The following is a 13,714-nucleotide window of genomic DNA, read 5'->3' as shown; positions in this document are numbered from 1 at the left end:
ACAGGAAAGACAGCAGGAACAATGAGTTATGCACAGCTTATGGAAACGGTGGGGCAGGTGAACGACCTGCTGAACAGCCAGTCGATCCTGAGCTGGGATGCCCGCACCATGATGCCCCATGGTGGCCACGAAACGCGCGGCAAGCAGTTGGCGACGCTGTCGGTTTTGACCCGTGACCTGCTGGTTTCGGCTGCGACACGCAGCCAACTCGACCGCGCGGAGGCAGAAACGGCGTCCATGGCTGACGATGCTGTGGAAAAGGTCATGGTAGCCCATGTGCGCGAAGCCATCGACTACCACTTGGCCATTCCCGCCGAGCTGACCCGCCGCCGCGTCGAACTGGGCGCCAACGGCCACGCCATCTGGGCCAAGGCGCGCGCGGAAAGCGACTTCAGCCAGTTCGCGCCCATGCTCGAGCAGACCGTCGCGCTGAACCGTGAATTGGCCGAGGCCATCGGCTATGGCGAGCATCCCTATGATGCCTTGATGTTCCGCTTCGAGCCCGGCGAAACGGTCGCGACGCTCAAGCCCCTATTCGATCGTCTGCGCGAGGGCCTGATCCCGCTGGTCAAGGCGATCGGCAGTAAGGATCAGCCGCGTTTCGACTTCCTCGAACGCCATTACCCGATCGACAGGCAACACGAATTCGCGCTCTCTATGGCGCAAAAGGTCGGCTACGACCTCAATCGCGGCCGGCTGGACACGACGCTGCATCCGTTCGAGGTCTCGTTCACGCGCAACGACGTGCGCATAACCACGCGGTTCAATCCCAATTATGTGGCGGCCAGCCTGTTTGGCGCCCTGCACGAAGCGGGGCACGGGCTATACGAGCAGGGCGTCGATCCGGCCTATACCCGCACGCCCTTTGCCACCGATCTCGTCGGGCTTTATGCAGTGGGCGGCACCAGTTTCGGGGCGCATGAATCGCAATCGCGCCTGTGGGAAAACCAGGTCGGCCGCAGTCGCGAATTCTGGGCGGTCAATTTCGCCGAGGCGCAGCAATTCTATCCCGAGCAATTGGCCGATGTGACGGCGGAAGAGTTCTTCCGCGCCGTCAACCGCTGCAAGCCCGGCTTCATCCGCGTCGAGGCGGACGAATTGACCTATGATTTCCACGTCATGCTGCGCACCGATATCGAGGCGGCGCTGATCGACGGCTCGCTCGCGGTCAAGGACCTGCCCGAAGCCTGGAACGCCAAGATCAAGGAGTATCTGGGGCTCGATGTGCCCGACGATGCTCATGGCGCGCTGCAGGACGTGCATTGGTCATCGGGCCAGATCGGCACGTTTTGCAACTACACGATCGGTAATGTCATGGCCGGGCAATTGTTTGAAACGGCCAGCAAGGACAACGTCATCGCCGATGGGCTCGCCAGCGGCAATTATGAACCGCTGCGGGCTTACATGGTGGAAAACGTGCACCAGCACGGTCGTCGCTACGGGCGCGACGAGCTGCTGGTCAAGGCGACAGGGCGCAAGCTCGATCCCGAGCCCTATATCGCCCACCTCACGGCTAAATATTCCGAACTCTACAGTCTCTAGGGGAGGGGGAACATGCAGATGAGCGACCTCCATGCCAATCGCCTGGCCAATCGCGTCAAGCTCAAGGACGCCCATATCATCACCAGGATGGCCGACATCGCCGAAGGGCTGACCGACGTCATCAAGCTGGGCCGCGGCGATCCCGATCTCGATACGCCCGCCCATATCGTCAAGGCCGGCCAGGATGCCCTGGGTCGGGGCGAGACCCATTACGGGCACCCGCTCGGCCTGCCGGCTCTGCGTAAAGCGATCGCGGAAAACATCAAAACCTATGGCGGCGCTGATTATGCGGTTGACGAGATTGTCGTCACCCCCGGCGGGCAGCAGGCCATGTTCATCATCGCGCTGTCGCTGCTCAATCCGGGCGACGAGATCATCGTGCCGTGCCCCGGCTACAATCCCTATGGCCAGGCGGCCGAGATTGCCGACGCGGTGGTGGTGCCGGTACGGATGGGGATGGACACCAATTTCACCCTGACCGCCGAGATGGTCCGAGCCGCCATCACGCCTCGATCCAAAGTGCTGGTGCTGATCAATCCGAACAATCCGACCGGCACGGTCACAGCGCCTGACGAAGTGGAGAAGATTGCGAGGCTTGCCATCGAGCACGACCTGATCGTCATCTCCGACGAGATCTATGCGCGCCTGACCTATGGCAACCAGCGCATCCAGCCGGTGGCGGCGCTGCCCGGCATGCGCGAGCGCACCATTACGCTGTCGGGCTTTTCCAAGGCCTATGCCATGACCGGCTGGCGCATCGGCTATTTCGCCGGGCCGCGCGAATTGATCGTCGCCATGGCCGAGATCAACCATGCCTTCGCCATTTCGACCGCCTCGGTCAGCCAGCATGCCGCACTCGCGGCGCTGACCGGCCCGCAGGATTGCGTCGAGCAGATGCGCCTGATCTATGACGAGCGCCGCCAGGCGCTGTGCGCGGGCCTCGATGCTTTGAGCATTCCCTATGCCGAGCCGCAGGGGGCGTTTTACGTCTATGCCAATGTTTCCGCGGTCGGCCTACCGGCCAGCGTGTTCTGCGAGCGGCTGCTCGCGGAGGGCCGGGTGCTGATGTATCCCGGCACGATCTATGGCGACTATACCGACGATTTCGTCCGCATGTCGCTGACCCAGCCGGTCGAGCGCATCCGCGAAGCCATGACCCGCATCCAAACCGTCGTTACCGCCATCCGCGCCGAGCGCACAGCGCCCGCAGCCTGAGGAGCAATCATGTCTGCCCTATCGACCAACCCCAATGTCCGCTCCATCAAGCACATGGCATTCGCCGTGCGCGACGCCAAGCAGGCACTGTCGGCTTATTCGCACTTTCTCGATGTGCCGACCGATACGGCCATAATCGACTATGCCAAGTCCAAGAACCGGGTGGCGCTGTTTGAGCTGGGCGGCATCGAATACCAGCTCTGCCAGTCCATGGAGGAGGGCGGGCGCTTCGATGCCTGGATCAAGCAGCGCAATGCCGAAGGCTTGCACCACATCTGTTACGCGGTCGACAATATCGATGCGGCGCTCGAACACGCCAAGTCGCAGGGGGCGGACCTGCGCATCTGCCAAGCCTGCGGCGTCTATGGCTCTCATGCCCATCCCGAAGGGTTCGTGGCCTTCCTCGACAATGACGCGGGCGGCATCGAGATCGAATTCATGCAGGTCTATACGCCCGACGAACTCGAACACTACAAAGCGGTCAAGGGGATTTGATGGGCATGTCTGAGGCAGAGAGCATCACTGTCGGTACCGCGACCGCTGCGCCCGGCACCATCGTCCGCGGTGTCATTCCCGTGACCGAACTGGCCGGCGGCACCAAGGTCGAAATCCCGCTGGTCATCGTCAACGGCGCCAAGCCCGGCCCGGTCTTCTGGGTGGATGGCGCCATCCATGGCGACGAGCCCGAAGGCCCGATGGCCTGCGCCATGGCGCTTAAGGATGTCGATCCGACGCAATTGTCGGGCACCCTTGTCATGGTGCCGGTGATGAACGTCATGGCGTTCGAAAACAGTAATCGCGGCAATCCGCTCGATACGTTCTCGTTCGACATGAACCGCATCTATCCCGGGAAAGCCAATGGCTATCTCAGCGAACGCGTCGCCTGGGCGCATTCGGAATGGATGAGCAAGGTCGCCGATTTCGAAATCTCGATCCATTCGGGCGGCGCGCACTCGTTTCTCGCCAAGGCCATTTTCGTTGATGAGACGCCGGCCTCGGTCGAACTCGCCATGGCGATGGGCGATGGCTGGGGCTGCATCATGAGCAATTTCCTGCCCAAGGGTTCGCCGATGGCGCAGATGAAGGAAATCGGCAAGACGGGGATCACGGTCGAACTGGGCGGACGCTCGGCAACGTCGCCGGAAAAGTTCGCCGAAGTGTCACGGCACCTGGCCGAATCGATCATCAATATCCTGCGCCATTACAAGATGTATCCCGGCACCCCGACCTATCCCAAGGATGCGACCAAAGGTCAGCAGGAGGCCTTGCTGGCGCCGGCCTCGGGCATTTTCGTGCCGACGCCGGGCGTGGATTTCCTCAAGCCGATGAAAAAGGGCGATAGTCTCGCCAGGATCCTCAACATCTTCGGCGACGAACTGGCCCATCTGGTCGCGCCGGCGGACGGCATGTTCTTCGGCCTGCGGGCGCTGCCCAATGTGAATACCGGCGACTGGTGCTGTTTCTTCAACAAGGTCGAGGGACCGCGTGACTGGACGCCGTAAAATGTCCGGTTGGGGGCAAGACATGCGCGACTTCGTCGGCTACGCAAATCGACCGCCCACCGCACGCTGGCCCAATGATGCCGGCGTGGCGGTCAATTTCGTCCTGAACTACGAAGAAGGCTCCGAATATTCTCTCGCCGATGGCGACGGGCGTTCGGAAACCGCCTTGATCGAGGTCAACGCTGCCCGCGTCCCCGCTGGCAGCCGCGATTTTGCCTCCGAAAGCATGTATGAATACGGCTCGCGCGTCGGCTTCTGGCGGTTGTACCGACTGTTTCGCGAACGCGGCCTGCCGCTCACTGTGTTCGCCGCCGCTTTGGCCCTGGAGCGCAACGACGATGTCGCGCGCGCCATTGCCGATACCGATTGGGACCTCGTCGCCCATGGCTATCGCTGGATCGAGCATTACCGGCTCGACGAGGCCACCGAGCGCGACCATATCGCCCGGGCACATGCCAGCATCGAGCGCACCACGGGCCGCGCACCGCAGGGCTGGTACTGCCGCTACAGCCCCAGTGCGAATACGCGCCGGCTGGTCGTCGAACATGGCGGCTATGGCTATGACAGCGATGCCTACAACGATGAAATTCCCTATTGGCTGGACGTGGGGGGCATCCAGCACCTGGTGTTGCCCTATTCGCTGGTCACCAACGATGCCAAGATCCTGGGCAGCGGCGGCATCCAGAATGCGGCCGACTATGCGCAATTCCTGATCGACAGCGTCGACGTGCTCGCCGCCGAAGGGCGCGCCACGCCGCGGATGATGTCGGTGGGCCTGCACCCCCGCGTCATCGGCCATCCCGGCCGCATTGCCGGCCTGATCAAATTTCTCGATCATCTCGCCGGGCGCAACGATATCTGGATCGCGCGCCGCGCCGATATCGCCGCCCATTGGCGCGCGGTCATGCCCCCCAGCGAGGTGGCCGCATGACCCGCGGCCTGGTTGTCGGCACCGCCCCTTCGGCTGACGCATTCGCCCCCTTCGGCACGTTCATCGACAAGCCGGCCGAGCCCGGCCAGCGCCGGTTTTATTCGCAATGGTTGGGTGGCGAGGCGCTCGAAGCGGTGTTCCACGTCAACAATGTGTCGCCGGTAAGCCTGCCAGTCATGCTGACCAAGCTGGAGCGGCACCCCCACGCGGCCCAATGTTTCGTGCCGCTCGATGTCGAGCGCTACCTCGTCGCGGTCGCACCGTCCGCGCCCGACGGCTCGCCCGATCCGCAAGGTCTCATCAGCTTCCTGCTACCCGGTTCGGTCGGTATCGTCTATGCCCGCGGCGTGTGGCATGCCGGCGCCAGCGTCCTCGACCGGGTAGGGGCCTTCGCCGTGCTGATGTGGCGCGGCGCCAATGACGATGACGTCATGGTCGATATCGAGCCGGTGCAACTGCTCGCCGGAGCCGGCGAGCCATGAGCACCGAGCAGACGGCCACCGACATCCCGCGCATCGAAAACGTGCCCCTGCGCGTCTCGGTCGCCGATATCATCCGCCAGGCGATCCTCAACGGCACCATGCGACCCGGAACCCCCGTGGTCGAAATGGCGCTGGCCGAACAGCTCAACGTCTCGCGTGCCCCGGTGCGTGAAGCGATCCAGATTTTGGAAGCAGACGGCCTGATCGAGAGCGAGCCATACAGGGGCAAGCGGGTCAAGCCGCTGACGCTCAAGGAGGTCGAGGAACTCTATAGCCTGCGCGAACAATTCGAGGCTTTTGCCATTCGCCGCGTTGTCGAGCGGCAAGCCGATGTTTCCGAACTGCGCGCCCATTCCGACGCCATGTTCGCCGCGGCCGAACGCAGCGACCTTGCCGCCCTCAACGTCGCCGATGAAGCCTTCCATCGGGCCTTGATCAAGCTGGCCGACCACGATCTGATGCTCTCGCTCTGGGACAATCTCTATCTGCGCATCCGCCAGATCATGGCGCTGCGCAACAGCGCCAATCGTGATCTGCGGGCCGTTGCCCGCAATCATCCCCCGATCATCGAGGCCATCGAGCGCCGCGACATGATCATGGCCATCTCGCTGATTTCCGACCACACCCGGTCCGCTTCCCAGATCACTCCCGAAGAGCTGGGGATCATGTCATGACGCCCCATGTTCTCGTTACCGGCGCCGGCGGCTTCGTCGGATCGCACATGGTCGAGGGTTTCCTGGCCATGGGCCATGCCGTGACCGCGCTCGACCGTGGCTTCGATGCGCCCACTCGTACCCGCCTGTCCCGCGCCACCCTGGTCGAGACCGCCCTGACCCGCAACGCCCTAGCCTGCTTGCCCAAATTCGACCTCCTCATCCACGGCGCCGCCATTACCACCCCACCGGCGGATCTCGGCCTGAGCGAGTCCGAACACATTCGGGCCAATGTCGACCTGCTGCTCGATTGCCTGGATTTCGCGGCGGCAAGCGGCGCCCGCGACTTCGTGTTCCTGTCGTCCTCGGGCGTCTTCGGGCTCGATGATGGTGATGCCATTCATCTCGAAACCACGCCGGCGCGGGGCGACATCCCCTATGCTTTGGCCAAGCGCGCAGGAGAAAAGGCGACGGAAGCAGCCGGCCTCGGCTTGCTCCGCGCCGTCTCCGTGCGGCTCGGCCCTCTTTATGGCCCCCACGAGGCCCCGCGGCAAACCCGGATGATCGTCTCCCAGGTCCGACGCTGGCTCGACACTGCCGTGGCTGGCGCGCCGATCATGGTGCCGATGCCGGATGAACGCCGCGACTGGACGTTCGCGCCTGACTTGCCCTTTGCTCTCGAAGCCCTGCTGCGCCACGAGCCTCCGATCACCGGCATCGTGCACCTGACATCGGCCGACATCATCGCCAATATCGACCTGGCGGCCGCCATTGCCAACCTCGTCGGCGGTGTCGCCCCGTCCATTCAGCCAAGCGGCGCCCGGCCGCGCCTGCCAATGGCCAGCAGCCGGCTGGACATGCCATCGCTTTATCCCTGGACGTCCCTGGCCGCCGGCCTGGCGCAAACGCTTGCGGCAGAGGCGCCCCGATGAGCCCGCTGCGCCTCATCCTTGTCGGCCTCGGCGCACGAGCCCAGTTCTGGATGCGCGTCATTCGCGACAATCCCGATTGCACCATCGTCGGGCTGGTCGATCCATCCGAACCGGCCCGCCTGCGCGCGCTCGAACAATGGCCTGACGCGATCACTGCCGCTGACGTCGGCCTGCTCGCCCGGCTCGAAGCCGACGCCGTGCTGCTTGCCACGCCCCCCGGCGGTCGCGAGGCGCAGATAGAGGCCGCCTGTGCCGCCGGTCTTGCCATCCTGGCCGAGAAGCCTCTCGCCGACAGCGTCGAACGCGCCGCCCGCTATGTGGAGATGGCCGAAGCCGCCAATGTACCGCTGATGGTGGGCCTCAATTTCCGCTTTCTGCCGGTCACGCAAAAGACGCTGACGTTGTTCGACGACACTGTCGGAGCGCCCGAATTCGCCCGCTTCACCTATGAGCGCTGGCGCGATGGCTGGAAGCCCAATTTCAACAAATACCCCCTCACCATGGACCAGCCCATGCTGTGGGAGCAGTCGATCCACCATTTCGACCTGATGCGCTACGTCTATCGGTCAGAACCGGTCTCGGTGTTCGGCAAGACCTTCAATCCCGGCTGGTCGATGTATCGCGACGACGCCAATGTCTCGGCGCTCATCACCTTCGCCAATGGCGTGACGGTCAATTACCAGGGGCTTTGGCAATCCAATTGGCAGACACCGGGTTTCCAGTGGCGCAGCGAATGCGCCCGGGGCGTGGTCGTGCAGAACGATCAGTTCGGCGCGCTCAACTATGCCTTGCATGACGATGCGGTGCTGACCCCGGTGTCGCTGCCGCCTTATGAACAATGGATCAACGACGCGGTGGCGTTGCTCGCCGCGTTCGTGGCCGCCCTCCGGGGCACGGCACCGCTGCTGTGCTCGGGCCGTGACCACCTCAATTCGCTTCGCATGGTTCAAGCCTGCATTCTTTCCGCTCAACAGGGCCAAGCGATCAATCCGGCCGATCTCGACAATGATGCGAAGCGAGAGATCGGCCATCCTTCCACCCACTCTGCAATCCAGCAAAGGACGTCCCTATGAAGACCATGAGACATCTCCTCATGGCAGGAACCGTGGCGCTCGTCGCGCCCATGGTGCCTGCCTTCGCCGCGCCGCCTGCAGATACCATCGTCGTGGGCATTTCCGCCGATGCCTCCACGTTCGATCCGCCGCAGATTTCCTCGCGCGACAATTCCAACATCGCCAGCCACATCTTCGGCACGCTGACCGAGATCAGCCCGGAAGGCGAAGTCATTCCCAGCCTGGCCTCATCCTATGTCGAGGCGGAGGACGGGTTGTCCATCACCTATACGATGCAGTCCGATCTCACCTGCGAGGACGGCGAAGTCCTCAATGCCGAGGACGTGGCCTATTCTTTCACCCGGGCAGCCGATCCGGCCAATGCCTTCACCGGCAGCACGCCGGGCTTCGTCTTCTCCTCGATCGGCTTCAAGGGCGCCGAGGCGGTCAGCGACAGCGAAGTCAAGATCAACATCGCCGCGCGCAATCCCATCGCGCCCAGCCTCATCGGCGAGGTGATGATCCACTGCAAGGATTCTTACGAAAAGCTGAGCCTTGAGGACGCATCGGCCAAGCCGGTCGCCTCGGGTTCCTATCGCCTGGTCTCGTGGGATCGCGGCTCGCAGGTCGTGCTCGAAAAGATCAAGGACCCGGGGACGTTCAAGACCATCATCTATCGCATCATTCCCGAAGCCTCGACCCGCTCGGCCGAGCTGATCGCCGGCAATGTCGATATCATCACCAACGTTGCGCCCGACCAGCTCGATGCCATCAACGGCTCGGGCGCGGCGGAGGTCAAATCGGTGCAGGGCACTCGCCGTATCTATGTCGGCTTCAACCAGCGCGAGGATTTCGCCTCGACGCCGGGCGGCGCCGCCATCCAGAAGCCCGAGGTGCGCCGGGCCATGCAATATGCCATCGACGTGCCCTCGATCTGCAAGCAATTGCTGAACTTCGAGTGCACCCGCGCGACCGGCATGGTCAACGCCCCCAACAACAATGCCGCACTGACGCCCTATCCCTACGATCCGGATATGGCCGAAAAGCTGCTCGATGAAGCCGGCTACCCCCGCGATGCGGATGGCGTTCGGTTCACCATCAAGCTGCAGGGCCCGCGTGGCCGTTACCTCAACGACGCCAATGTGGAACAGGCGATCGGGCAGTATCTGGGCGATATCGGCATCCAGACCGAAGTCGAACTGATGGAATTCGCGTCGGTCTATGTGCCGCTGATCAACAAGCACGATGCCGGCCCGCTGTTCTTCCTGGGCTCGGGTGGTAACCTCGCGACGGCCGAATACGACATGACCGATATCGCCACCCCCGATTCGGGCACCAACTATACCGGCTGGAACAACCAGCAATGGTTCGACGGCTGGAAGAAGCTCGAAACCCTGACCGACCCGGCCGAGCGCAAGGTCGTTCTCGATGAGATGCAGAAGGTGTTCTACGACGACAGCCCGTGGCTGCTGCTCTACTTCCAGCCCGATTTCTACGGCGTCTCCAAGCGCATCACCTGGGACCCGCGCCGCGACGAGCGCGTCTATCTGCAGGGCGCGACGCTCGCCCCATGATCAACCCGGACGCGCGGGGCATGCCTCGCGTGTCTATCTGCCCAGGGCGCGCGGTCCCGACCGCGCGCCCGCCTCCACCGGAACATCGGATCAGCCCAATGTGGACTTTCATCATCCGGCGCCTGCTGCAAAGCGCGATCGTTATCATCGGCGTGACCCTGATAACCTTTACCGCCCTGCAGATGAGCGGCGATCCGACCTATCTCTACGTCAGCGAACGCGCCACCGCCGATGAAATCCAGCGCACTCGGGTGGCACTCGGGTTCGACCGGCCCTTGCCGGAGCAATATCTGAGCTTTCTGGGCAAGCTGGCGCAGGGCGACTTTGGCAAATCGCTGTCCTACAAGCGCCCCGCGCTCGATGCCGTGCTCGAAGCCCTGCCGGCAACGATCGAATTGACCCTGTTCTCCATGATCCTTGCCATCGGGCTAGCCATCCCCCTCGGCGTATTCGCGGCCCTTTACCGCGGTACCGCGCTCGACGGCTCGATCATGACCACGGCGATGCTGGGACAATCCATCCCCAGCTTCTGGCTGGGCATCATGATGATCATGTTCCTGGGCCTGCAACTGCGCTGGTTCCCCATTTCAGGGCACGTACCGTTTCTGTTGCCGTTGCTGCAAGGCCAGTTCGCCACCGCCTTCACCCAGCTTCCCCAAGCGCTCTACTATCTGATCATGCCCAGCGTTGCGGTCGGCTTTTATTCCCTTTCGCGCAATGCGCGACTGGTCCGCTCCTCCATGCTCGAAGTGCTGGGTCAGGACTATGTGCGCACCGCCCGCGCCAAGGGCATTTCGGAAACGGCAGTGGTCATCCGCCACGCGCTGCGCAATGCCTGGCTGCCGGTCGTGACCCTGATCGGCCTCGAGTTCGGCTTTCTGCTCGGCGGCGTCGTCGTGGTCGAGATGGTGTTCTCCTGGCCCGGCATCGGCCGGCTGGTGTTCAACGCCATCAACCAGCGCGATATCCCCGTGGTCCAGGCCTCCGTCGTCATCCTGGCGCTGGTCTTCATCGCCCTCAACCTCATCGTCGATCTGGTCTATGCCAAGATCGATCCGCGCGTGAAACTCTAGGAGACCGGTGATGTCGGTTGAAACTGCGCCCGTTGCCAGGCTCCGTGCCAAGGCGACATCGCACCGCGCCCGCGAAATCCGGCGCGCCATCCGCAGCATGGTGCAGGCCAAATGGCCGCTGGTGGCGCTGCTGATCCTGCTTGCCGTCACCATAGCGGCGATCTTCGGTCCGGCCCTTGCCCCCCACGATCCCAATCGGCAGGACATCATGATGCGCCTGGCCGATCCCCTGGCCTCCGGCCGTCGTAACGCCTTCTTCCTGCTCGGCACCGACGGGCTGGGCCGCGACGTCTTCTCGCGCCTCCTTTATGGCGCCCGCGTATCGCTGCTGGTCGGCATCTGCGCCATCCTGGTGGGCGGCACCATTGGCGTGATCGCGGGCCTTGTCGCCGGCTATTTCGGCGGCTGGATCGACGACGTCATCATGCGTCTGGGTGATATCCAGCTGGCCTTCCCGTTCATCCTGCTCGCCATCATGTTCCTCGTGATCCTCGGGCCGGGCGTGATCAACATCATCATCGTGCTCGGTGTTGGGCAGTGGGTGACCTATGCCCGCATCGTGCGCGCCCAGACCCTGTCGCTGCGCGAAAAGGAATATGTGGAGGCCGCGCGCGCCCTGGGCGATTCCACGGTCCTGATCATCTTTCGCACTATCCTGCCCAATATCATTGCGCCGCTGACGGTGATTGCCTCCTTCAACGTCGCCGCCGTCATCCTGTCGGAAGCGTCGCTGTCCTTCCTGGGCCTGGGGGTGCCGCCCAGCGTGCCCACCTGGGGCGCCATGCTGGCCGATAGCCGCGACCAGTTGATGGCCAACAAATGGTGGCTGGCCTTCTTTCCCGGCATTGCCATCGTCATCACCGTTTTGTCTTTCAACATCCTGGGCGACTGGTTGCGCGACTTCCTCGACCCGCGCCTCAAGACCATGGCCTGAACGGTTCAACCAGAGAGCAAGACCCATGAAAGTCGGTATTGTTGGCGCCAGCTTTGCGCGCGCCGCCTATCTGCCCGCACTCCGGCATGTGCCCGGCGCCGAGGTCGTGGCCATCGCCTCCGGCCGCATCGACAGTGCGCAGTCCGCCGCCGAGGCCTTCGGCGTGCCCGCCGCCTATGATGACTGGCGCGTGATGCTCGACAAACACGCGCTCGATCTGGTGCTGATTGCCACGCCAACCGATTTGCATGCGCCCATCACGCTCGCCGCCCTCGACAAGGGCGCCCATGTGCTCTGCGAAAAGCCCACCGCCATGAACGCGGGTGAAGCCACCGCCATGCTCGACAAGGCCGAGGCGCTCGGGCGCCTGCACATGATCGATCACGAACTGCGCTTCAATCCTGACCGCGCCAAAATCGCGGACATGATCCGCAATGGCGATCTGGGCGACATTCGCCACGTCAACATTGCCAATATTGGCTCGTCGTGGGCCAATCCTGGCGGCCGCCCCAGAGGCGATTGGTGGAGCCTGTCCGAGCACGGCGGCGGACGCTTGGGCGCCAATGGCAGCCACCAGGTCGACCTGCTGCGCTGGTGGCTGGGCCCGGCAGCCTCCGTGGTCGGGCAGGCGCTCACCATTATTCCCGACCGGCAGGACAAGGCCACTGGCGAACCCTGGACCGCTACGGCCGACGATCTTGCCCATTTCACGCTGGAGATGGCCAGCGGCGCCTTGGCACAGGTCTTCATGAGCGGCGTTGCGGCCAACAATATCGGCAATTTGGTCCAGGTTTTCGGCTCCAAAGGCACCATCCTGCTCGACGAACGGCTGCTCTTCTCCAAAGAGGGCGGCGGTTTCGAGGACATATCGGTCCCAGATCCCAATGCGGCACTGCCGGGCCTCAACAAGGGCATCTGGAACGTCTCTCTGGTGGCCGCCTTGCGCGAATTGGCGGACGCCATCGCCAGTGGTCGCAAGTTGCAACAGGGCGCGACGTTCTTTGATGGTCTGGCCAACCAGATCGTCCTGGACGCGGTCAAGCAATCAACCACGCGTCGCGCCTGGATCGATCTACCGAAGGAACGGCGATGAGCTTTAAACTCGCGCAACAATCGGTCATCGTTACCGGCGCCGCCCAGGGCCTGGGCGCGGCTATCGCCCGGCGCTTTGCTCAGGAGGGCGCACGGCTGGCGCTGCTGGACTACAACGCCGCAAGCCTCGCCGATACCGCCCAGGCCTGTGGCTCCAAGGCAATGCCGATCGAGGTTGACTTGTCGAGCGCCGACGACACCGATCGTGCCATCGCCCAGGCATTGGCGCAACTCGGCACTGTCGATACGCTCATTCATAATGCCGCCATTCTCGATCGGCGCCTTTTCGTTGACGAGACCTTCGCCAGTTTTACCAGGACCCTTAATGTGGGGCTGCAAGCCGGCTTTCAGCTCGCCCATGCCGTCTGGCCCGGCATGGCGGCGCAGGGTGGTGGTGCCATCGTCTTTGTTTCGTCCCGTTCGGGTATCGAGGGCTTTGTCGAGGAAGCCGCCTATTGCGCGTCAAAGCATGCCCTTGAAGGCCTCGCCAAATCGCTTGCGATGGAAGGCCAGCCACACGGCATCACCGCCAATACCATCAGCCCGGGCATGTATATGCGCACGCCCATGTCCGATCGAAACTACAATGAAGATCTCAAGAGCAAATGGGTCGACCCCATGCTGTTGACCTCGGCATTCGTTTCGCTCGCCGAACGCCGCGATCCCGCCAGCAGCGGCCAGCGCATCGATGCCTGGGCATTGTCTCGGCAAATCGACGGGCGCTGACCAATC

At 63.3% G+C, this 13,714-nt stretch carries 14 protein-coding genes; all 14 read left to right on the top strand.

Annotation, left to right across the window (positions count from 1 at the left end; all coding sequences use genetic code 11):
- Nucleotides 1-21 precede the first annotated feature (21 nt).
- The 14 genes from ACFE8X_RS01465 (at nucleotide 22) to ACFE8X_RS01400 (ending at nucleotide 13,708) form a co-directional block, all read left to right on the top strand.
- On the top strand, nucleotides 22-1,542 hold the full coding sequence (locus ACFE8X_RS01465) for a carboxypeptidase M32 (RefSeq protein WP_375449657.1): 1,521 nt from the start codon (nucleotides 22-24) through the stop codon (nucleotides 1,540-1,542).
- Nucleotides 1,543-1,560: 18 nt separating this feature from the next.
- On the top strand, nucleotides 1,561-2,757 hold the full coding sequence (locus ACFE8X_RS01460; RefSeq protein ID WP_375449656.1) for a pyridoxal phosphate-dependent aminotransferase: 1,197 nt from the start codon (nucleotides 1,561-1,563) through the stop codon (nucleotides 2,755-2,757).
- 9 nt (nucleotides 2,758-2,766) lie between these two features.
- A complete protein-coding gene (locus ACFE8X_RS01455; protein ID WP_375449655.1) occupies nucleotides 2,767-3,252 on the top strand; it encodes a VOC family protein in 486 nt (161 codons plus the stop codon).
- A 5-nt stretch (nucleotides 3,253-3,257) separates the two neighbouring features.
- Nucleotides 3,258-4,259, top strand: coding sequence for a succinylglutamate desuccinylase/aspartoacylase family protein (locus ACFE8X_RS01450; protein ID WP_375449654.1), 1,002 nt, complete (start codon nucleotides 3,258-3,260; stop codon nucleotides 4,257-4,259).
- Nucleotides 4,260-4,281: 22 nt separating this feature from the next.
- Nucleotides 4,282-5,190 (top strand): polysaccharide deacetylase family protein, encoded by a 909-nt coding sequence (locus ACFE8X_RS01445; protein ID WP_375449653.1) that lies wholly within the window; start codon nucleotides 4,282-4,284, stop codon nucleotides 5,188-5,190.
- Nucleotides 5,187-5,672, top strand: a complete 486-nt coding sequence (locus ACFE8X_RS01440; protein ID WP_375449652.1) for an ureidoglycolate lyase — start codon at nucleotides 5,187-5,189, stop codon at nucleotides 5,670-5,672. The genes ACFE8X_RS01445 and ACFE8X_RS01440 overlap by 4 nt, the downstream gene beginning before the upstream one ends.
- A complete protein-coding gene (locus ACFE8X_RS01435; protein WP_375449651.1) occupies nucleotides 5,669-6,346 on the top strand; it encodes a GntR family transcriptional regulator in 678 nt (225 codons plus the stop codon). Before ACFE8X_RS01440 ends, ACFE8X_RS01435 begins: the two co-directional genes overlap by 4 nt.
- Nucleotides 6,343-7,257, top strand: a complete 915-nt coding sequence (locus ACFE8X_RS01430; protein ID WP_375449650.1) for an NAD-dependent epimerase/dehydratase family protein — start codon at nucleotides 6,343-6,345, stop codon at nucleotides 7,255-7,257. Before ACFE8X_RS01435 ends, ACFE8X_RS01430 begins: the two co-directional genes overlap by 4 nt.
- Nucleotides 7,254-8,330 (top strand): Gfo/Idh/MocA family protein, encoded by a 1,077-nt coding sequence (locus tag ACFE8X_RS01425; RefSeq protein ID WP_375449649.1) that lies wholly within the window; start codon nucleotides 7,254-7,256, stop codon nucleotides 8,328-8,330. Before ACFE8X_RS01430 ends, ACFE8X_RS01425 begins: the two co-directional genes overlap by 4 nt.
- Nucleotides 8,327-9,883: an ABC transporter substrate-binding protein gene (locus ACFE8X_RS01420; protein ID WP_375449648.1), complete on the top strand. Its 1,557-nt coding sequence runs from the start codon at nucleotides 8,327-8,329 to the stop codon at nucleotides 9,881-9,883. Before ACFE8X_RS01425 ends, ACFE8X_RS01420 begins: the two co-directional genes overlap by 4 nt.
- A 98-nt stretch (nucleotides 9,884-9,981) precedes the next feature.
- Nucleotides 9,982-10,956, top strand: coding sequence for an ABC transporter permease (locus ACFE8X_RS01415; protein ID WP_375449647.1), 975 nt, complete (start codon nucleotides 9,982-9,984; stop codon nucleotides 10,954-10,956).
- Between the two features lie 10 nt (nucleotides 10,957-10,966).
- Nucleotides 10,967-11,890, top strand: coding sequence for an ABC transporter permease (locus ACFE8X_RS01410; RefSeq protein ID WP_375449646.1), 924 nt, complete (start codon nucleotides 10,967-10,969; stop codon nucleotides 11,888-11,890).
- A gap of 25 nt (nucleotides 11,891-11,915) precedes the next feature.
- Nucleotides 11,916-12,983 (top strand): Gfo/Idh/MocA family protein, encoded by a 1,068-nt coding sequence (locus ACFE8X_RS01405; RefSeq protein ID WP_375449645.1) that lies wholly within the window; start codon nucleotides 11,916-11,918, stop codon nucleotides 12,981-12,983.
- A complete protein-coding gene (locus tag ACFE8X_RS01400) occupies nucleotides 12,980-13,708 on the top strand; it encodes an SDR family NAD(P)-dependent oxidoreductase (RefSeq protein WP_375449644.1) in 729 nt (242 codons plus the stop codon). Before ACFE8X_RS01405 ends, ACFE8X_RS01400 begins: the two co-directional genes overlap by 4 nt.
- Nucleotides 13,709-13,714 lie beyond the last annotated feature (6 nt).

Origin of the sequence: uncultured Devosia sp., from assembly GCF_964244875.1 — a bacterium.
Lineage (GTDB): Bacteria > Pseudomonadota > Alphaproteobacteria > Rhizobiales > Devosiaceae > Devosia.
This window is presented reverse-complemented; position numbering and strand designations above follow the sequence as displayed.